This window comes from Cupriavidus sp. P-10 (assembly GCF_003402535.2).
Lineage (GTDB): Bacteria > Pseudomonadota > Gammaproteobacteria > Burkholderiales > Burkholderiaceae > Cupriavidus.
Genome location: NZ_AP025172.1, coordinates 854,470 through 875,392, shown reverse-complemented (window position 1 = coordinate 875,392; position 20,923 = coordinate 854,470). Strand labels below are relative to the sequence as shown.

Annotated in this window: 16 protein-coding genes and 1 pseudogene; 9 read left to right on the top strand and 8 right to left on the bottom strand. The window is 61.8% G+C overall.

Features of this window, described 5'->3' with window-relative positions; genetic code table 11:
* The first annotated feature begins 355 nt into the window (after positions 1-355).
* Genes CTP10_RS34005 through CTP10_RS33995 form a run of 3 tightly spaced genes read left to right on the top strand, consistent with a single transcriptional unit; the run spans position 356 to position 4,649 of the window.
* Complete coding sequence (locus tag CTP10_RS34005) at positions 356-3,289, top strand: Tn3 family transposase (RefSeq protein ID WP_271815924.1); 2,934 nt, start codon at positions 356-358, stop codon at positions 3,287-3,289.
* A 25-nt stretch (positions 3,290-3,314) separates the two neighbouring features.
* Positions 3,315-3,548, top strand: coding sequence for a DUF6429 family protein (locus CTP10_RS34000; RefSeq protein WP_116321242.1), 234 nt, complete (start codon positions 3,315-3,317; stop codon positions 3,546-3,548).
* A 48-nt stretch (positions 3,549-3,596) separates the two neighbouring features.
* A complete protein-coding gene (locus CTP10_RS33995; RefSeq protein WP_224007918.1) occupies positions 3,597-4,649 on the top strand; it encodes an IS630 family transposase in 1,053 nt (350 codons plus the stop codon).
* A 527-nt stretch (positions 4,650-5,176) separates the two neighbouring features.
* Here the strand turns inward: CTP10_RS33995 and CTP10_RS33990 are convergent.
* The 3 genes and pseudogenes from CTP10_RS33990 to CTP10_RS33980 form a co-directional block, all read right to left on the bottom strand.
* Positions 5,177-6,189 (bottom strand): annotated as a pseudogene (locus CTP10_RS33990) (IS110 family transposase).
* 259 nt (positions 6,190-6,448) lie between these two features.
* Positions 6,449-7,291 (bottom strand): universal stress protein, encoded by an 843-nt coding sequence (locus CTP10_RS33985; RefSeq protein ID WP_116323507.1) that lies wholly within the window; start codon positions 7,289-7,291, stop codon positions 6,449-6,451.
* Positions 7,292-8,145: 854 nt separating this feature from the next.
* Positions 8,146-8,568: a DoxX family membrane protein gene (locus CTP10_RS33980; protein WP_116323506.1), complete on the bottom strand. Its 423-nt coding sequence runs from the start codon at positions 8,566-8,568 to the stop codon at positions 8,146-8,148.
* Between the two features lie 1,055 nt (positions 8,569-9,623).
* On the opposite strand from CTP10_RS33980, the gene CTP10_RS33975 reads away from it, so the two are divergent.
* Positions 9,624-9,986: a DUF3307 domain-containing protein gene (locus tag CTP10_RS33975; protein WP_116323505.1), complete on the top strand. Its 363-nt coding sequence runs from the start codon at positions 9,624-9,626 to the stop codon at positions 9,984-9,986.
* Positions 9,987-10,171: 185 nt separating this feature from the next.
* Here CTP10_RS33975 and CTP10_RS33970 read toward each other — a convergent pair whose 3' ends face one another.
* From CTP10_RS33970 to CTP10_RS33955, 4 genes are all read right to left on the bottom strand, one after another.
* Positions 10,172-11,011 carry a universal stress protein gene (locus CTP10_RS33970; RefSeq protein ID WP_158577759.1) on the bottom strand — a complete coding sequence of 280 codons (840 nt, stop codon included), beginning with the start codon at positions 11,009-11,011 and terminating at the stop codon, positions 10,172-10,174.
* A 235-nt stretch (positions 11,012-11,246) separates the two neighbouring features.
* Positions 11,247-12,080 (bottom strand): universal stress protein, encoded by an 834-nt coding sequence (locus tag CTP10_RS33965; RefSeq protein WP_116323503.1) that lies wholly within the window; start codon positions 12,078-12,080, stop codon positions 11,247-11,249.
* A 1,112-nt stretch (positions 12,081-13,192) separates the two neighbouring features.
* Positions 13,193-14,194: a zinc-dependent alcohol dehydrogenase family protein gene (locus CTP10_RS33960; protein WP_116323501.1), complete on the bottom strand. Its 1,002-nt coding sequence runs from the start codon at positions 14,192-14,194 to the stop codon at positions 13,193-13,195.
* 7 nt (positions 14,195-14,201) lie between these two features.
* On the bottom strand, positions 14,202-14,657 hold the full coding sequence (locus CTP10_RS33955) for a universal stress protein (protein ID WP_116323500.1): 456 nt from the start codon (positions 14,655-14,657) through the stop codon (positions 14,202-14,204).
* 396 nt (positions 14,658-15,053) lie between these two features.
* Between CTP10_RS33955 and CTP10_RS33950 the strand changes: the two genes are divergently transcribed.
* From CTP10_RS33950 to CTP10_RS33935, 4 genes are all read left to right on the top strand, one after another.
* Positions 15,054-16,412 carry an MBL fold metallo-hydrolase RNA specificity domain-containing protein gene (locus CTP10_RS33950; RefSeq protein ID WP_116323499.1) on the top strand — a complete coding sequence of 453 codons (1,359 nt, stop codon included), beginning with the start codon at positions 15,054-15,056 and terminating at the stop codon, positions 16,410-16,412.
* 61 nt (positions 16,413-16,473) lie between these two features.
* Positions 16,474-17,316: a universal stress protein gene (locus tag CTP10_RS33945; RefSeq protein WP_116323498.1), complete on the top strand. Its 843-nt coding sequence runs from the start codon at positions 16,474-16,476 to the stop codon at positions 17,314-17,316.
* A 288-nt stretch (positions 17,317-17,604) separates the two neighbouring features.
* Positions 17,605-18,948 (top strand): PAS domain-containing sensor histidine kinase, encoded by a 1,344-nt coding sequence (locus CTP10_RS33940; protein ID WP_116323497.1) that lies wholly within the window; start codon positions 17,605-17,607, stop codon positions 18,946-18,948.
* Positions 18,945-19,592 (top strand): response regulator, encoded by a 648-nt coding sequence (locus tag CTP10_RS33935; protein WP_116323496.1) that lies wholly within the window; start codon positions 18,945-18,947, stop codon positions 19,590-19,592. The genes CTP10_RS33940 and CTP10_RS33935 overlap by 4 nt, the downstream gene beginning before the upstream one ends.
* A gap of 33 nt (positions 19,593-19,625) precedes the next feature.
* Here CTP10_RS33935 and CTP10_RS33930 read toward each other — a convergent pair whose 3' ends face one another.
* A complete protein-coding gene (locus CTP10_RS33930) occupies positions 19,626-20,024 on the bottom strand; it encodes a response regulator transcription factor (protein ID WP_116323495.1) in 399 nt (132 codons plus the stop codon).
* 292 nt (positions 20,025-20,316) lie between these two features.
* Between CTP10_RS33930 and CTP10_RS33925 the strand changes: the two genes are divergently transcribed.
* Positions 20,317-20,853, top strand: coding sequence for a hypothetical protein (locus CTP10_RS33925; protein WP_116323494.1), 537 nt, complete (start codon positions 20,317-20,319; stop codon positions 20,851-20,853).
* Positions 20,854-20,923: the final 70 nt, after the last annotated feature.

The following is a 20,923-nucleotide window of genomic DNA, read 5'->3' as shown; positions in this document are numbered from 1 at the left end:
GGCATACCTGGGAAAGTCAGGGGACACCAAGCCCGATAATCGAACGAGGCCCTCGCGCGCGTCTTACATCAGGGTCCGGGCCAGCGGCCCACTATGACCGTTTGTAGTACTGCAGTCCTTCACCTCCTCACACACGCTTAGCAGGCAAATTCCGCATGCAAAGGAATCTTATTGACGTCTTGCGCCAACGGGGAAGCCCTTGTAGTACTTTTCGTGCAAAATCTGGCGGTTTCCCTGAAAGCCTTTGTCGACAAGGCTTTCCGACAAGCCCACACTCGTTAGCCGCTGCGAATGCGGAGAGGGCGTAACATATCCGCCCGCGATTCGGATCGCGCCATCTCGATAGGGGCAAGAGATGCCGGGCTTGGGATTTCGCTATGTGGGAAGTGACCGGCTGCCGATGCGGCTGTCGGAATTCGATGTCGAGCGGTACTTTGCATTGACCGACAGTGACGTCGCAGTGCTCAATGAGCGCTTTCGGACCGATCGGCGCGCTGGCGCGGCCATCCAACTGGTATTTCTGCGCGCAAGTGGGCATAGCCTCGGCCAGGTAAGTACACTGCCGCGCCAGTTGCTTCACTATGTCGGCCAGCGGCTCGGCCTACCGACGCCGACGATCGCATCGCTCCGGACTCTATATCGCCGGTACAAGACGCTCTATGACCACCTGATCTGGGCCTGCGGGTATCTGGGCTTGAAGTCGATCAGCCTGGACCAGTGGGCGGAGCTCGAAGCATGGATGCGCCAGGATGCCAAAGAATCGCTCACGCTCGACGAACTGCTTCAACACGCGCACTACTGGCTGTACGAGCGCAAGATTCTGATTCCCGCCGACCGAACCCTGCGGGATCTTGGACGATCGATCTGGGCGGAGATCGAGCGTCACACGCTCGATCTGATCGGGGCGACCATTCCTGAGACGCAACTGGTGCGCGCTGATGCAGAACTATCGAGCCAACACGAGCCCGCAGGCATGGCCGTTCTCGAGTGGCTCAAGACGCCGCCGGCCCGGCACAGTCCGACGACGCTCACAGAAACCGTGGAGAAGATTCAGTATCTCAAGGAGATCGGGGTACACACGTGGACGCTGGACACCGTGCCGATCGATAAGCAGCGTGCCTGGGCACAGCGGATTCAGGCGCGCCGTCCGGTGAAGACCCGCGAGCTCAAGGTGTCGACGCGCACGCTTGAGGTGGTGTTTTTTCTACGCGTGACACTGCTCGAGTTGACCGATTCGCTGCTCTATCAAATCGGACGTCGCGTTTCCGATCTGGTTCGGTACGCTTACAACAAGACCACAACGAAACAGGCTCGCTCGGCAGTTGAATACCGACAACAACTGGTTGCGATCAAAGCGCTCGTTCGCGACAATACGCGTCCGGCGGAAGCCCGACTTGCAGATATTGAAGCACTGCTTGGGGAACTACAGGACAAGCCTCCCGCCAGCCATGCAGCCAGCGTGCGCGAAACGCTGACTGATGACAACCGGCGCATCCGTAGTCTCCTTGCACCCCTATGTGAACTGGAATTATCGGGCCGAGAGGCAGAACCAAGCCTGCAGCAACTCGAGCTTATCGCCAGGCTGCGCGTTAGCGGCGCGACGGAGTTGCCCATTGACCACGGAGTGCCGATTAGCGCCAACTGGCGCGCCATGGTCGACTGCGACGATCGTAAACGTGCACTGCGCGCTTTGGAAGCCGCCGCGATCACGAGCTTGCGCAAAGATCTGCGCCGCGGATCGGTGTGGATCAACCACAGTCTATCCTTTCGTGAACGTGACCAGATGCTGATTCCGCCGTCAGATTGGGAGTCCGAGCGAGGCCGACACCTATCGTTATTGGGTCTACCAGCTACAGCGGATCCCTTTCTCGAGCGATTGACTGAGAACCTGAAGGCCGGCCTCGCGGCGCTGGAGGAAGCTCGCGAAGCCGGCCGCGTGACAATCGGCAAGGATGGCGCTCTGCACCTCTCGGCACTTGAGGCGCTACCGACGGACGGGGTACCGAGGCGCACACGCGACCTGCTGTTCAAGGCGATCGGCACAGCTCAGTTTGCGGATCTGATGATGGAAGTGGATGTCCACACGAGCTTTAGCGAAGTACTGCTGGCACGGAAGGCACGCGATGCCAACGAACTTGTCTCGCTCTACGGTGCACTGATGGCACACGGCACCGAGATCGACGCGAAAGGCGTTGCCGCTATGATTCAGCAAGTCGATGCTGCGGCGATTTCGAACACAATGCGTGTGCTTGAGATGTCGGGACGGCTGTCGCGAGCCAACTCGCGCGTGGTTGAGTTTCAACGTACGCACCCCATCACGGAGTTGTGGGGAAGCGGGCAGCGAGCCTCGAGCGACTCGATGAGCCTGGATACTTCACCTCATCTGTTTTATGCTCGTGTCGATCCGCGTAGGCGCACGCATGCAGTCGGTATCTACACGCATGTCCTGGATCAGCATGGCATCGTGTACAACCAGCCGATCGTCCTTAACGAGCGCCAGGCGGGGGTCGCAATTGAAGGGGCAGTGCGCCACAGCGACACGCGCGAAGACGGCGGCCTTCTCGCGCTTGCCGTTGATACGCATGGATATACGATTATGGGGATGGCCGTATCGAAGCTGCTCGGCTTCGATCTATGCCCGCGGCTACGCAATTTGTCGGAGCGCAAGCTCTATCTGCCACGGGGTATGGAGATAGCCAAAGATCTTGCTCCCATAGTGGATCATGGTATCTCACTGAAGCCTATTCGCGACGGCTGGGACGGGCTGCTGCGGCTCGTTGCATCAATCAAGTCAGGGCGTGTCAGCGCTGTGGTCGCGTTGCAGCGATTCGGCAGCGCAGCCCAAGGAGATCCGATTTATCGGGCGGCGGAACAACTTGGCAAGCTGCTGCGCACCCTGTTCCTGTGCGACTATTTCAGCAACGTCGAGTTTCGCCGAGAACTACATGCACTACTCAGTCGCGGTGAGTCGGTGCACGAGCTCCAGCGTACGATCTATACGGGAAAGGTCACGCCGGAGCGCGGCCGTCGTCGTGACGAAATGATCGCGATTTCTGGCTCCTTGACCCTGCTGACGAACCTGGTGATTGCCTGGAACACGCAGCGCATGCAAGCGACAGTCGACGCGTGGCGTGGCAAGGGACAGCGAGTCGACGACGATTGGCTGCGACGAATGGGGCCGGCGCATTCGTCGCATGTGAACTTTCGGGGCACGTTGCGATTTCCCCTTGAGCAGTACCAGGACATGCTGCTCGAAGCGGCGCCCTGGCAGCGTGCGACAGGATCGTGAGGGCCACCTTCGAGGAGGAGGCAAGATGGACATCAATACCGACGCAGTCGACGAGGTCGTCCTCGCGCTGCTCTACCTCAATTTATGCGGCGAGAATCGCGCCTGGAAAAGTTTTGACTGGGACGCGCTGAATCGCTTGCACGACAAAGGGCTCATCGGGGATCCGGTGAACCGGGCGAAGTCGGTGTGGCTAACCGACGAGGGCCTCGGCGAGGCCGAGCGGATGTTCACGAAATACTTCGTCCGCGCTGGCGACTAGTCCAATGCGTCATTGAAAAAGCACCCCATTCATGGTTAGATCAGGTGCATGGGAAAAATGAATCTGAGCGAGCTCGAGCGTGAACAATTGCTTTCGGCGACTCGCAGCCGAACCATTCGGGCAGCCGACGCGCGCCGGGCCAAGCTGATCCTGATGCTTGACGACGGTGAGTCGCGCGACGCGATCATTGAGCGGCTGGGGTGCGATTCGCGTTTCATCTCGCGTTGGTCGAGTCGGTTTCTGGCGGAGCGACTGGCGGGCTTGTATGCGCGCCATCCTGGACGAGCGCCCATGCAGCCGCCTGAGAAACTCGAGGCGCGTGTTCTGAGCTACACGCTCAAGCGCAAGCCCTTGGACGGATCGACGCACTGGAGCAGCTACAAGCTTGCCGCGGAGCTGGGTGACGTGTCCATCTCGGCCGTGCAGCGCATCTGGCGCAAACATGGCGTGCGCCCGCACAGGTTGGAGCGGCACATGATTTCCAACGATCCCAACTTCGAAACGAAGGCTGCAGACGTGATCGGGCTGTATCTGAACCCGCCCGCGCATGCGGCGGTGTTCTGCGTGGATGAGAAGACCGCGATCCAAGCCCTGGATCGCAAGGATCGGATGCTGCCACTGTCGCCAGGACGTGCCGAGAGCCACGGCTTCGAATACAAGCGTAACGGCACGCTCAGCCTGTTTGCCGCACTCAACACGGCAACCGGGGAGGTGATCGGCAAGACTGCGCCACGTCATACCAGTGAGCAGTTCGTGGCCTTCCTCACTGACGTTGTAGCCAGTCAGCGACCGGAGCAAGAAATCCACGTCATCTGCGATAACGTGAGCAGTCACAAGACCGAGCGCGTGCGCGACTTCCTCAGCGAACACCCCAACGTCCACATGCACCACACGCCGACCTACACGTCCTGGCTCAATCAGGTCGAAAACTGGTTTGCGCGCATTCAGCGCGATGTGATCGCACGAGGCGTCTTCACTTCGGTGAAGGACCTGGATCGCAAGCTGATGCGTTATATCCGTCAACACAACAAGAATCCCAAGCCAATCAAGTGGAAGTACGACGATCCATCGCGGCGAATTCGCCCGGTGCCAATTCAATGACGCGATGGACTAGCAAGTGGTTAGCAGGAACATATGCTCTATGGTGCACAAACTTGCAGCGCGCCTTTCTGCATTGTCCAAGGGCTCTCGGGCTGCGTTTGCTGGCAAGGCTGGCGCCAGATTTTGCATCGAAAGGCAGCAAGCAGGTGAACTTGATGATTTCCTAACACTTTGATTTGTAAAGGTAATTAGTTTCTTACCGCCAGATTTTGCACGGAAAGTACTACAAGGGCTTCCCCGTTGGCGCAAGACGTCAATAAGATTCCTTTGCATGCGGAATTTGCCTGCTAAGCGTGTGTGAGGAGGTGAAGGACTGCAGTACTACAAACGGTCATAGTGGGCCGCTGGCCCGGACCCTGATGTAAGACGCGCGCGAGGGCCTCGTTCGATTATCGGGCTTGGTGTCCCCTGACTTTCCCAGGTATGCCTCGCGCGGGTCCAACCCGCTTCACATCAACGCTGGCAGTGCAAGTGTTCGTGAGTTCCGCTGTAGCTCTTTGAAAGCTGGTTGATCGAGTTATCTGCGCTTACGCATGTTTGAAGGCATCGCCATATTTCAGCATGGCCCACGCCATTCTCGCGTTCTTAGCTGCAATGGCGACGGCTGCTCGCCAGTAACCGCGGCGTTCTATCAGGTCTCTTACCCAGCGGCTATATCGATCCTGCTTGTCGCCCAGATTTGCCATGACCGCGCGAGCTCCGAGTACCAGCAGCGTACGCAAGTAAGCGTCTCCGGCTCTGGTGATGCTGCCCAAGCGCTGTTTGCCACCGCTGCTGTGCTGTCCCGGCGTCAACCCTATCCAAGCCGCCAATTGGCGGCCGTTTCTGAAGTCGTGTCCCGCCCCGATGCTTGCCGCCAGGGCACTAGCCGTAGTCGGCCCGACCCCGCGCAGCTGCATCAGGCGCTTGCTGCGTTCGTCTTCACGGGCAATCTCGCTGATAGCTTGATCATACTCGTCCAGCTTCTCTTCCAGCCTGCCCGCATGGTTCAGCAGGTCCTGGATGCATCGACTCGCCCAGCCGGGCAAGGCTTCCAGATGGGGCCGATCTCCTTGCGCAGTCGCTCCGGCTTCTGCGGCAATACCACACCGAATTCGGCTAGCAACCCCCGCAGGCGGTTGTAAGTAGCTGTCCGCTCTTCTACAAATCCCTGTCGGGTTCGATGCAAGCTCAGGGTTGCCTGCTGGTGCTCGTCCTTGACCGGCACAAAGCGCATGCTCGGTCGCGTCACGGCCTCGCAGATGGCCATCGCGTCGGCTGCGTCATTCTTGCCGCGTTTGCCGGACATCCGGTAAGGCGCCACCAGTCTCGGCGACATCAGCTTGACCGTGTGTCCGTGCTGGCGAAACAGCCGCGCCCAGTAATGCGCGCCGGAGCAAGCTTCCATGCCGATTAGGCAAGGCGGCAACTGCGCAATCAACGGCACCAGCTGATCGCGTGCGACCTTCGGCTTGACCAGCATGGCCTTGCCGGCCTCGTCGACGCCATGAATGGCGAATACGTTCTTGGCGAGATCAATTCCAACGGTAACGATAGCCATGGACTTCCCCTTCGTTGGTTGTGATGCAGCTTCAACACGCCATCATGGCACGTCGGTGCCAACTGGCGGCTTCCGCCGCAACCTCGGGACGGGGAAGTCCCTTCCATTCGATTACCCCGGCAAGCGCCAGATCGACCCGACGTGAGGCCTCGGCGAGATTGCAGAAGGCCGGTCCGTGAATTGGCATCTTCGCCAGCTTCGCATCGTGCGACGCAGGTGCCTGTTCGAGCCGCCCCGCTTGATGGCAGGCTGGAGCCGCTCAATGAGACATCAATACGGGCACAGTCATAGACTCCAGGAGCGTGCGCGTCATGCCGCCCAAAACGATTTCACGGAGGCGGGTATGCCCGTAGGCACCCATCACAATGAGATCGACATCACGGTCAGCTGCAAGCGACAGCAACAGCTTGCCGGTCTCATCGCCGCCTCCGTTTACCACTGGCTCCTCATGGCTTGCTTGCACGCCATGACGGGAAAGCCAGGCCACCGTATGTTTCACCGGCGATAGCCACGGATCGCGCAATACCCCCGGCTGCAGGTAGGAAACGATATGAACATTATCCGCTCGTCGAAGGAGTGGCAGCGCGTCGCGGATCGCACGGGCCGCTTCTCGGCTGCCATTCCATGCCACCACAACGTTCTTGCCAACACTAGAGAATCTACCTGCATAAGGGACCACAAGAACAGGCCGGCCGCAGTGTAGAACGACGGATTCAACGAAGTGATCCTCTGCGAAGGCCTCTTCGTCATCCGGATCTCGTTGCCCGAGAATCAGCAGATCAGCAAGATGGGCATCGGCTTGTACCGTGGAAACCGTGGTCCAGTCTGGTGCCCGCCATTCGGCAGTTACCGCAGTACCTTTTGTAGCACCTTCGAAAGCCTGACGGGCCCAATCTTCAATCTGTCTGTGCCATTCTTTATACGAAGCAAGGTATCGCTCGCCATCAGCAAAATAGCGAATTGCTTTCGGGTCGGGGTTACCTGCAGCGAGCAGCCCAATCAGCGCAGCGTGGAACTCTAGAGCAAGCTGGGTTGCGAGGTGCAGACGCTGGTGCACATGACGGCTCGCATCCAGATGCACCATGATCGTGGCATAGTCCATGGACATTTCCTCCTAGCGGCTGCAGACCGCATGTTCAATCTAGAACTTGGGCATAGACAGGGCTTGTCGAACGTCAAAGCCAGTACGCGAAACATGGCTGGTTGACTTGTGTAGCTTGCTCAGTGCGATGTGCTCCGAAAGGAGTACGCGTCGCTAAGCCGGTTGACTCATGCCGCAGCAGCGCAATTCGGAGCGAAATGGACGGCGATCGCCAGGAGGACAAGGTCGGCATACTCAACGCCATCGCGACAGCCGCGGACACGGGCCAGCCCAGGACACCAGATGGCCGTCACTGGGAAAGCGTGTCATGTCGACGAGGCAATGACATAGCCCGTGCGTGAGGCATAGGCAGTTGCTTCAGTTCAATGCGCAGTTCGACGGGATATCCATCGACCCGATGGAGTGGTGACAGCCTCTACAGCCTCACAACGCGGCTCTGCAAGGGTTCGTCGAGCGCTTCCCCCTGATCTGTTCGATGTTGCGCGGATAATCCGCGGACGCCACAGCGCCGCTTGCGCGCCGAAGGGTTCGCATTTTGAGACCTCAGGGGTGCAGAGAGGAAGTCCCTTGCCACCCAGTTACTCGCGCAGCCTCAGATAAACGTGGCCCATAATGCGTCTGGGTCTCGCAGACCAGTCGGTGCTGATCCCCGGGGGAGTGCGGTACGTACGCACGTAGAAGAGCTTTAGGCACTGGAATCCCAATTGTAAAAGCTTGGCCACCTGCCGCAAACTCGATGGAGCCACCATGACTCGCTGGTACTACAGCTCTCGTACGCGGTTTCTGCCTTCCTGACCTGCAAGCCGTTCGCTCTGCTGCACCCCGGCTTTTGCGAGATTTTATCACCATAGCAGCTATGGGGCTCTTGCTTGCGCACGCGACGATTCAATGGCGAATATCACCAACATGCCGCCCAGGATTGAGACATTCTTCAGAATGTGGTTAAGCTGATTCAGGAAGTCTGCCGGATCGGCGCGCCAGAAGCCGTGGAAGATGATGGTCGTGGGCACCAGGAACAGTGCAAGAAGCAACGCGCCCAACCGTGCGTTCCAGCCCGAAATCAGGGTTAGCCCACCACCAATTTCAATCACGATGGTTAGCACCAACAGCAAGACCGGAGTCGGTAGCTCAGCGCTGGCAATCCACGCAGAATAGGCCGCGAAGCTGCCAATCTTCAGGAGTCCGGAAAGTAAAAAAAGGGAGCCAAGAAGTGCGCGACCGACAGAGTACGTTCGTGAAACGATCGTGGGCGCGAGCGACATCGCGGTCATGACCATGATAATTCTCCGGAATCAAACAGCGCCAGCAGGCGTTGCTTATCGGCCAAATGGGGAACGGATTGCTGGTGTCAGGAGCTAGCCCCCAATCAGGAGTCCGGCTCTTTTCCTTGCCAATGCCGTCTCAAACGTGCCGAAGCAGCTTCCACCAAAGCGGGCCTGCGACCAGCCAGACAACCACGTAGATCAGGCTCATCAGAGGCCTTCCACCTTGCACCCGGGTGAGACGTAGCCAGCGCCGAACATGACCGGACCGGAACTCATCGACCTTGCTTTCCTCCCGCCTATGCCTCGGCGCGACACGGCCGTTGGATAGTATGCAGTGGTCGGGGGTGCAATCCTTGTGAGGCGGTGCTTCGTTTCAAGATAGCAGCGAGCCGGCGCAGCCCTTTGATCAACGTCAATGGGCGCCATCGGGAGGACGCGGGCTTTGCACGGGCCGGCGAAGACCACCAGCGTCTTGATCCGCTTCGACGCTCCCGGGTACGAACGCTCAGAACTCTAAATCACGACCGATGCACTGCACTACAGTGCAGGTTTGTCTCATGGTATGCGTACCTGCTGCAACACTTCGTCGAAGGCGTTAACCCGGATCAAACCTAGCCGTGGAAGTTCCAGGTCGACGATGACTAGAGCGTCGCCGACAGCGAGACCGCGAAGAACAGCGCATGCAACCTGCTTTGGGGTCCGCGTCTGGCCATCCCAGCAAAGCGCGACAGCATGCGAAAGATGACCTAAGAAGGCGTACAGCAAGAATGGTGGCATGCGCTTGTGCGAATCAGGCATCAAATTCAAAGTCGTCCACCTGTCCATAGTTGGGATCGTTCCAAAAAAAATTTGTGCACCGCAAAAAAAGAGATGGCGCTTCGGTCACGGACACACAGCGTTCTCCCGGGTCGAGGGCCTGAATAGCGCCACGCATGTTGCTGCCAGCATCGATTTCAGTGGCAGCTATGGTGGTCTTACTCTTTACTGTTCATTGATAATGAAAAGCCAGAGCGCGGTGCCGTCACTGCGGCGTGCGGTCTGGCATGGCGTTGGGTGGAGAGCGGGCCATGGCGTTACTGCTGCTATTCGCATTGTTCACCAAGCATCTCGTGTGCGACTTTCTGTGGCAGCCGAGCTGGATGCTGGCCGGCAAGGGTGACTTCCGGAGCCCGGGTGGCTATGCCCACGCGGGGCTACATGGCCTGTGTACTGCTGTGCTGCTCGGCGGCTTTGGTGTAACCCATTGGCTCGGGCTGGGGATCTTCGACGCCGTCGTCCACTACATGGTCGACCACTGGAAGGTGCGCCTCGGCCGACGCGCCAATTTGACGCCAAACTTGCCGCAGTACTGGTGGGCATTTGGCGTGGACCAGTACGCGCACGTGCTGACTTACCTCGCCGTGGTCTGGCTCGCTGGGAGACTGAACTGATTCGTCGGCCGCCTGCCACAGCATCGTGCGCCGAACGGTGCAGAGCACCGCCAGTGCCCATCTAAACCGTAAGTTCGAGTACGGCCTGACGCTGGTGAACCTGCAGGTTGGAGCTTTGCGGCGCCGCCGATCTAGCGCCCTGACGCTATCGGTTGCACCATTGCAGTTGCCTGCGAGGCCTGCTGTTAGTGTGAGAACAAAACAGGAACTTCGGCGTGGCGCATCAACGTCCGCGTTGTCCCGCCGATCACAAGCTCCCGCATGCGGGAGTGCCCATAGCCCCCCGCCACCAGGAAGTCCGCGGCAAGCTCCCCGAGCACATCGCAGATAACCGGACCAACGGGCAAGGAAGTCTGCTCGGTCCGCACGGCAGCAACGATGCCATGACGCTGCAGGTAATGACGCAGCCCCGCGACCGGCTCCGATTTCGCATCTGGCCTGCCGGCCCGGTCCCAGACTCCAAGTATCGTTACCTGTCTGGCGCGAAGGAGCAGGGGCATCGCATCGGCTACCGCCCTAGCGGCCTCGCGCTGACCGTCCCATGCAATCACCACGTGGCCGCCATGCAGGCGGCGGACCTCGTTAGGCAGGACGACCACCGGCCGCCCCGCATTCAGCAGCACATATTCGGCCACCTCGGCCGTAAGCGATGGCACGACTCCCCCTGTGGTGGCCGGCCGCGCGAGCAGGACGATATCGGCCACGCGCGCCTCCTGTGCCAGGACCCAGCCGGTCTCCTCTGCCACGACATGATGCGAGAATGTGATCGCGGGTGTGGCATCAGCCAACGTATTGCCCAGTAACTCCCGGTACGACGCGATTTGGCTCAGCAGGCGGCGGCGCGCAAGTTCTGCGTACCGCGCCGCATCGTCGCCGGCGCCACGCACGGGATCGATGCGCAGGCCAGTCGCGCTGGCACCAATGATATGCGCCCCAAAGCAGGAAGCCAGGTCCGCAGCCATGCGGATACGGGCGACGCAACCGGCGTCTGGCCCAAGCTCGACAACGATCGTCCGGTAGTCCATCAGAGCGCCTCCGCCTGAGCAAGGGCATGCGGCACAACGCGCGCCGAGATGCTCGCCCGCACGGCTTGGTCCGCTCGCAGCTTGGGAGGGCGGAGAAAATTGGGCGCGCCGGCACAAGCGCTGCAGACGATGCAAAAAAGCAATCCGACGCTGCATCGCTGCAGGCAGGCGCTATAGCGAGACCGTTGAAGCGCTTTCATGGCAGTAACCGGTTCCAGTCTGGGCTGTCTTCGCTTCAGCGCGAGAACAGCACAGGTACCGTCATGGAGTCCAAAAGCGTACGCGTGACGCCGCCAAGCACCAGTTCGCGCATGCGACCGTATCCGTAGGCCCCCATCACGATCAGGTCGGCATTAGAATCCGCCGCGCGCGAAAGCAGGAGCTCGCCGATGGTCAGGTCAGCACCGCCGGGACCGTGTTCGATTTCCACGGCCACGCCGTGGTGCTCCAGCACACGCGCGGCGTGGCCGACCGGGGTGGCGTCTGCTCTTGCCTCCTTGGCCGCAGTGTGTGCGCAAAGAATGTGCGCCTGGGCACCGGCCATCAGCGGCACAGCATCGTGCAGCGCCCGCGCCGCCTCCCGGCTGCCATTCCACGCGACGATAACCCGCGTGCCAACGGTGGGAAACTTGCCGGCGCACGGCACGACCAGCGTCGGACGGCCGGTCTCCAGCAGCAACGATTCCAGCAGCTGTCGAGCCACCGGGCCTTCGGTGTTGTCGGCGTCGTACTGGCCGGCAACGATCAGTCCGGCCTCGCGAGCCTCGCGCAGCACTGTCACCACGGACTCTCGCTCTGCCGCGCGCCACTCGGCGCGCACCGGCAGTGCTTGAGTCGCAGCAAGAAACTGCACCCGGACGTTTTCCCTGACCTTGTTGCGCCGGGCCAGGTCGTCCGCTACAAATTGCTGCGCGCCCTCCGTGAGGTAGATGCCCGGATCGAGAACGAAACCGGCGTACATGCCGATCAGCGGGCACTGGTTAGCCGCGGCAATGTGCCCCGCCACTTCGAGCCGCTGCAGCGCCTGCGGATTGCTGTCCAGATGCACCAGGATGCTGTCGTAAGCCATGATCGCCCTCTCGCAGAAGCTACAAATCAGTCTAGGCGGCAGGCGAGATCGACTCTTGTTTCAGATCAACGGGCGTGGCCTGCGCCGGCACGGCTGAGGTATCGCCCTGTTGTGCGCAGAAGACTAGTGCGAGAAAAGCGCCGGGACGTTCATCGACGTGAGGCGTCATGGATCGCCCGGGCGGATTCGCGGCTGCCATTCCAGGCGAGCATGACGCGCCTGCCGATCTCGCTTAACCAGCCTGCGCTGGGGATGGCCAGCATCGGTCTGTCAGTCCAGGATGATCACGAACAGCAGCTCGTCCAGCCGCGCTCGCGCTGGACGGCTACCAGCGGCGGGCCTTCAGCGGCGCGCCACTCCACCGGCACCAGCCGGTCCTCACACCCAATCCGGATTTGCCGGACTGCTGCGCCGCGCCAAATCTCTTATTTCTCAACCTGTAGGCAGGCAGCGCAGACCAGAAACTGAACAAACGTGGTTTAGTAAACACCCTTCGCCTGCAATCTTATGTCGACCGGGCCGTCAGTACATCAAGCGCGAGCCTCCTTTTCGCGAGCGGTAGGACCTAACCTTGGCCAAACGGTATGCCGATTTGACCTACCTCAAAAGATCCGCAGTCAGGGCCACGACCCGACATAGTGGCCCCTAAAATTCGGTTGCTGCAACGCGTGGCCCATGCGGCTCCGTCATGCAGCGCCGCACGCGTAATCGTCAACCTCTGCGGGAGACAGAGATGCTAAGCCCCCACGAGCTCGCAGCGCTGATGATTCTCAGCGATTCGGAACATACCCGCGAGTTGGACCCCGCTGACATCAGTGCACTCGTTGAGCGCCAGCTGGCGCAGCTCGAGACCTCGAGACCTGATCGGAGGCAATTTCGCCTGACCAGAGAGGGCGAACGCATTCTCAATGTGGTCGGTAAGCGCCGTTGAAAGCCTCCCGAAAAGGGAGACGCCGGCGGTTTTTGTTCCTCTCCTGAAAGCTTGTCGGCTGAAATCTTGTCGGGTCGTCCAAGCACACGAAACCATGAGTGCATGCTAGGCACTTGCGTGCCGGCCTTCAGCCAAATCAAGCGTTCTCCCTGGCATCCCTGCTGCAGGCGGCGGAAAAGACTCAGGGATGGATAGTCAGGACGGCGGCGCCGGCCAGGCGGCCCGCGCGCAGGTCGACCAAGGCAACGTTGGCCTGTTCGAGCGGATAGGTGGTGATATGGGTCTGTAGCGGCGTGTGGGCCGCGATCGCCATCAACGCGTCGCCATCGGCCCGAGTGAGGTTGGCCACGGAGCACAGCCGTCGCTCTTCCCACAGCAACTGGTAGGGCATGGCCGGGATGTCGCTCATATGGATGCCGCCGCAGACGACGATGCCGCCTTTGTCGATGGCGCGCAGCGCACGCGGCACCAGCGCGCCCACGGGGGCAAAGATCAGTGCCGCGTCCAGCGGTACCGGTGCATCGAGGTCGCTGGCGCCGGCCCAGCATGCGCCAGACTGGTGTGCCAACTGCTGGGCAGCGCTGTCGCCCGTGCGGGTGAAGGCATAGACCTCCCGGCCCTGCGCCACGGCGATTTGCGTCACCAGGTGGGCTGCCGCACCAAAGCCGTAGATGCCGATGCGGCGCGCTTCACCCGCCATTCGCAGCGTGCGGTAGCCGATCAGGCCGGCACAGAGCAGTGGGGCGGCGTGCTCGTTGTCATAGGCGGCGGGAATGCTGAAGCAGTAGCGGCTGTCGGCCACCACGTACTCCGCGTAGCCGCCGTCACGCGTGTAGCCGGTGAACTGCGGCGCGTCGCAAAGATTCTCGTGATGTCGCACGCAGTAGCTGCACTGTCCGCAGGTATGGCCCAGCCATGGCACGCCGACACGGTCGCCCTGCCTGAACGCGGTGACACCGGTGCCACACGATTCGACCGTGCCGACGATCTCGTGCCCCGGAATGAGCGCAGGCTTGGGATAGCGCAGGTCGCCGTCGGCGATATGCAGATCGGTGCGGCACACGCCGCAGGCGGCCACGGTAATGCGGACCTCGCCCGGCCCTGGCTCGGGCACTGGGACGTCCAGCAGGCGCAAGGGCAGCCCCGCACCCTCGAACAGCATCGCTCGCATGGTCGGCGGCATGGCGCAATCAGCCTTCGATCTCGCTACGGACCAGCAGCACCGGCTTGGTGGTCTGCGCAAGGACGCCTTCTGACACGCTGCCCATCAGCACGCGCCTAACGCCGCGCCGGCCATGGGTCCCCAAAACGATCATGTCGGCATTCCAGGTGTTTGCTTCGTTGACGATGGTCGTCGAGATCCGGCCTGGGGCCACCGGCTCCTCGTCCAGTTGTGCGTTGCAGCGGATACCGGCTTCGTTAAGGCGGGCAGTGGCCGCATCCAATGCCTTGCGGCCATGAGAGACCAGTTTTCTGACCAGTTCGTGCGGGTCGAAAGAGCCCGTCCCGAAATAGATGTCGCTGTCGTCCACCACGTACAGCACTTTGACTTCGGCATTGGTGGCCCGGCCGATGGCGATCGCCTGGCTGAGCGCCAGGTCGGAGGAGCGGCTGCCGTCCACGGCAAGCAAGATGCGCCTATACATGAGATGTCTCCTGAGAAGGATCGACCCAAGTCCCATCTTAAGATTCGCTCTAATCAGAGTAGATGGTGATGGTGAATTTTGACATGGCTCTACGCCGGACGCGGGACGATGAAATCCTGGGTTGGGGGCAGGCCTGTTGCAACGCGTTGGAGCGATTTTGCATGACGTTTCCCAAGATCTGCTCCGCGCGGAGCCACGGTGCGCACTGCTGTTGGCTCTGCGTGGACGCCACGTGGGGCGGGCGGGGCGGGACACTGTTCAAGCGTAGGTATTCGCATGTCCGCATGATTGATCCGTATCAACCACCACTCGGTTCCCCCACCTAGACTGGCTGTATCGGCCAGCGGCACCCGTGGCGGGACCAACGGCTTCGCGCAAGCGTCAAAGGACACCAGCATGCAACTGCAATTCCTCGGCGCGACCGATACGGTCACCGGCTCCAAGTACCTGCTCGATACCGGCAGTCAACAGGTCATGGTCGACTGCGGCCTGTTCCAGGGATACAAGACCCTGCGCCTGCGCAATTGGGACCCACTGCCGCTCGATCCGGCCAAGCTCGACGCCGTGGTGCTGACCCATGCCCACATCGACCACAGCGGGTATTTGCCCCTGCTGGTGCGGAACGGCTTCCGCGGCAGCGTGTACTGCACAATGGGCACCGCGCAGCTGTGCGGCATCCTGCTGCCAGACAGCGCCCACCTGGCGGAAGAAGACGCCGATTACGCGAACCGCAAGGGTTTTTCGCGTCATCGCCCCGCATTGCCCCTTTACACGGCCGCCGACGCTGAACGAGCAATGCGGCGACTCCAGCCGATGCAGTTCGGCAAGCGCTTCCAGGTAGCGCCCGGCATCGAGGCCGAGTTTGCCCGGGCCGGACATATCATCGGGGCAGCTATTGTCACGTTGTTCGTCGACGGCAAGCGCATCGTCTTCTCAGGCGACCTCGGGCGGCAGCAGGACGTCGTCATGCGCGCGCCGGAAATGGTGCGTCAGGCGGATTACCTGCTGGTGGAGTCCACCTACGGCGACCGGCGGCATCCGGACGACCACCCGCTCGATGTGCTCGGCGAGATAGTCAGCCGGACAATTGGCCGCGGCGGCAGTTTGATCATCCCCGCTTTCGCGGTGGGGCGCACGCAGAGCCTGCTTTACTGCCTGCACCGCCTGCGCGAGCTCAAGCGAATCCCCGACGTGTCGGTGTACCTCAACAGCCCGATGGCCATCGATGCGACCATGATTTTCTCGCTGCATCCGGAAGAACTGCGCATCAGCCGCGAAGAGTGCGCCGCAGCCTGCAACCTCGCCATCCCGGTGCAGAGCATGGAGCAGTCGATCTGGCTGAACCACGACCGAAGTCCCAAGATCATCCTGGCTGGCAGCGGCATGGCTACCGGTGGTCGCGTGGTCCACCATATTGCCGCCTACGGTCCGAACCCTCGCAATGCCATCCTGCTTTCCGGCTTCCAGGCGGCGGGTACGCGCGGCGCAGCGCTGGCCGCAGGCCGGCGCGACATTCGCGTCCATGGTAAGGACATCGCCGTGCATGCGTCGGTGGAGCAGGTCGAGAACATGTCCGCACATGCCGATGCCGCGGAACTCATGACATGGCTTGGCGGCTTTCACCAGGCGCCGCGGCGTACGTTTGTCGTCCACGGCGAGCCACAGGCAAGCGACGCGCTTCGCCAGCTCATCGAGCGCGACCTGCGCTGGGCAGTCACTATGCCGGAATATCGTCGCTCCTACCCGCTCGATTGATCCAGCCCGGCGCCTGCCCTATGCATTTTTTGTCACGTCGGTCAAACCACGGAATCACGTCATGGACTTTAGAACCATCCTCGTCGACCTCAGCGAAGATTCAGCCCGGTCGGCACGCATTGAAACGGCCGCACGGGTTGCCGCGGAATCTGGCGGCAGCGTGGTCGGACTGACTGCAACTGGAACTAACCTGGAGCCGTTTCGCGGGGCGGGCGAAGAAGCCGGACAATACGCGGCGCTTGCCGCCAGCCAGCTGCACAAACTGGTTGCCGGTCACAAGGAAGCCCTCGACACGCTGACTAGGCAAGTGGCGCCGGACATTCCCACCCGGCATATCGTTATTGACGCCGAGTCCGGCTGGGCGCTTGCCGACGAGGGCCGTTTCGCCGATCTTATCCTGCCCGCACCGCCGTCGGCGGATGCCGATGTCCCGGCGCTGCTGGCCGGGGTTGCGGAGTATGCGATGCTCAATGCCGGCCGGCCCATCTTGCTGGTGCCGGGCGCGTCCGGACCTCGCTTTGGTGGCCATGTCGCCATTGCATGGAACGGCGGCAGAGAGGCCGCGAGGGCGGTAGCGGACGCATTGCTGTGGCTCGCGCATGCCAGTGCTGTTTCCGTCCTGGTGGTCGGCGCAGGCAAGTATGCTGCTGCCATTGAGGAACAAAGCTACCGTGACAGTGGAAACCGGCTAACCGCGTGGCTGGCCAGCCATGGCATCAATGCCAATCTCCTGGTCGGGGAGGGCGACCCTGACCACGTTCTGCCGCAACTTGCGGACAAGGTACAAGCCGACCTGCTGGTCGCCGGCGGCTATGGGCGCTCCCGGCTGAGGGAGCTTGTGCTGGGTGGCACCACCCGGGCCCTGCTGCGCCAGTCGTCTTTGCCAGTCTTCATGTCACACTGACGAGTGTGCGCTGCCCGTGGGGGCACTGGCAGCGCACTGCCTGGCCGCAGGCGCTTCGCTCGGCCGGCACATTGCTTGCCAGGCCGAACGTTGGTTTGCCGACATACCCGAGCCATTTCCTGAGCTAATGTCTGATGTGCGTTACTCAGCCGGTGTCGGCACACGTGTTGTGGCTCCGACGTTGCCGGCAACGGCGAAATTCCGGTTTTGATCCGCATCGAGCACAGCGCCGTTGCCTTTCCGCGCACAAACTCTATAGTCCATTGGCAAGGTAACAGAGAGGAGAGCATGCCCCTGAAGGCGTCTTCACTCGATCCGCAGCCGAGCAGCCAAGCCAGTCCGTCTCCTGCATGGCGGCCTGCGGACATCGCCCTCGGACTGAGCGTCGTGCTGGCTTGTGTTGGGCTGGCGTACTTGTTGCAGGCTGCCGTGGAGCGCTACCGCGCTCTGGTGTTGGCGCCAATGGTGCCTGTCCTGGGCGCAGGCAGCGGTCTGCTGCTGGGGCTTTATCTGATCCGGATGCGCAAGCTCAGGCTGACCGCCGCAGACAACCTCCAGCGGGTGGCCGAAAGCGAGGCACGGCTGGCCGGCATTATCCGGTCCTCGATGGAGGCAATCATCACAGTGGACAGCGAACAGCGCGTCCTGTTGTTCAATCCCATGGCGGAGACGCTATTCGGCTGGACGGCAGCTGACGCGATCGGGCGCAAACTCAGCGACTTCATCCCGCAGCGCTTCCGCGCTGTCCATGAAGAGCACGTGCGCCGCTTTGGCGTCACGGGCGTATCGGAGCGCCAGATGGGCAGACAACGCATGCTGCATGCGCTACGCCGTGACGGCAGCGAGTTCTCGATTGAAGCGTCAATCTCGCAGACCTCGGACCGCGGCGGCAAGCTCTATACCGTGATGCTGCGCGATACCACCGAGCGGGTACGGGCCGAGGAGGCCTTACGCCGCTCCCGCGAAGAGCTGGAACAGCTCTCTGATGGCATCCTCACCGCGCGGGAAGAGGAGAAACGCCGCATCGCCCGTGAACTGCACGATGATCTGGGTCAGCGCCTCAGTGCCTTGAAGATGGATCTCGCCATGCTGGAGGCCGACGTGCTGGAAGGCCGCGATGCCACCAACCTGTCGGCGGAGATCGCAACCATGCATACCGTGATCGACGACACGGTAGCGTCGGTGCGGCGCATTGCCACGGATCTGCGTCCCGCGTTGCTGGACGAATTGGGCATGGTGCCAGCGATCGAATGGCTGGCCAACGATTTCTCGAACCGGTATGGGCTCGCCGTATCGGTGGTCGCCGCGGACGACGAGGTGCCGGAAAAGATCGCCGTCGCCGCATTCCGCATCGTCCAGGAGGCGCTCAGCAACGTGGTTCGGCACGCCGAGGCCAGCAGGGCAACCGTTTCCATTGGCAGGGAAGGGCCCAACTTGCGGATCGAGATACATGACAACGGCACTGGCTTGAAGGAGCGGCCAGCGCGCGCTGGTCAGCGCAAATCGCTGGGATTGCTGGGAATTCGCGAGCGCGCACGGCTACTGGGCGGCGACGTCCTTGTCGAGAGTTCGCCCGACGACGGCTTTCGCTTGGTCGTGCGATTTCCGCGTGAGCAGGGAGAGCGTGCATGACCCGGGTGATGATTGCGGATGACCATGCCGTGGTGCGGGACGGCCTGCGGCATATCCTGGAACGGGCCGGTGTGTTTGAGGTGGTCGGCGAGGCGGCCGATGGTACGCAAGTGCCCAGGATGGTACGGGAATGCACCCCGCAGGTGCTCCTGCTTGACCTTTCCATGCCTGGCAGGAACGGGCTGGAATTGATCCGCTTGCTGCGCGGCGAGCACCCGGCCTTGCGTATCCTGGTCCTGACCATGCATGCGGAGGAGCAATACATCGTCCGCGCGTTCCAGGCCGGCGCAGCAGGCTATCTGACCAAGGAAAGCGCGGCCACGGAACTGGTGTCAGCCATCGGGCAGATAGCCCGGGGCGGCACCTATGTGAGCCAGTCGATTGCCACGAAGCTGGCAAGCGGGCTGAAGGATCAGACCGACGACCTGCCGCACCTGAGGCTGTCGGATCGCGAGCTGGAAGTGTATCGGCGGCTGGTGCTGGGCGAGCCCATCACGGCGATCGCCACGGCACTGTGCGTCAGCGCCAAGACCGTGAGCACCTACAAGATGCGGCTGATGGAAAAAATGCAGATGCCCAATGAGGCCATGCTGTTGCGCTATGCCATGCGCAATCATCTGTTCGACGACGACGCGGACCTGTAACGCTACATCACCGCGCCGGGCGCCGCCGGCATGCTATGGCCGCAAGGTCGCCGCCAGCCCGGCCAAGACCAGGCGCAGTGCATCGAGTTCCAGCGTCTTGTCGAAGCAGTAGCTCCCGCCTGCCTTCAGGCAAGCGCGGCGCAGAGGCGGGCCGAGGTTATCGGCCAGCACGATCACAATCGTATCCGGCAGCGTCGACCTCAGCGTCCTGACCTCCAGGAGTGCATGAGCATAACCGGTGCCTAGGCTGATCAGGACGACGTCCGGGCGAAGACGCATCAGCCCGGCCAGTTCCGTGGCAGCGCTGAGGCCCGAACCCGCGACACGGATGGCAGTCATTCGACCGAGCAAACCGAGCTGCCTGGTTCGAATCGCATTGACATGCTCGAGCAGGTACACGGTGAGGAGATTGGCTTGATTGCGATCTGGCATGGCCCCAGTATCGCCTGCCGCACTGGCTGCGGCAAATAAGGGGCGGCTGAGAGTGGCGTCAGCTCGCCAGAAGGTGCTGTCAGGGATCCCTGACATGCGCGCCCACGTCGTGTTGGCTTGGCCGCGCAGTACGACAGCTCCGGCAAGCAGGCGGGTGGCATCGGGTCGTCGATGACGGATGTGGCCGTGCCTTGATGTAGCCCAAGATCACGCTCGCGTGCGCACCTACTCTGGATGGCATCACCGGCGCAACCGACCCTTGTCGGCTACCGGCTTGTCTCAGGAGATTCCCATGCGCGCGATTGCGCTTGCCGTCTGCCTGCTCTGCCCGGGCCTATTCGTTGCCATCCCCGCGGGCGCTGCTTCGCAGGAGTCGCCCGCGGTTCCGGCGGCGCCGGCGGTTCAGCACATGAACGGCATCTACTACGTTTCCGGCGGGATCGGCGTGGACCAAATGGCGGCGATGCGCAGCATTGCCGGGCGCTTCAACGTCCATATGCACTTTGTGAACGAAGCCGACGGTAGCAGCTTGTCCGACGTCACCGTGACACTGTTCGACGCTCGGCGCGAAATTGTGCTACTGGTGCTGAGCGAAGGGCCGCTACTGTACCTGCGACTGCCGCCAGGCGACTATCGCGCGCTGGTCCGCTCCGCAGGCGCGATCGAATGCCGAACCGTGCGCGTGCGCCCGGATGGCACCGGACCGTCGCTTCTGCTGCGCCTTCCAGGGGATTCCCTCGTCGCGCCGGCGCGGACGGGGAACCCGCGCCAGGCAATGCGACGTGCGCAGGGCGGTGGCACCGAGGGCTGCTACCGCGGCGGGACCTGAGACAAGGGCCTCGTGTGCGCGGCACCGCCGGGGAAACGCTGAGGCCGTTGCCGCCACCGGGCTGAAGGGG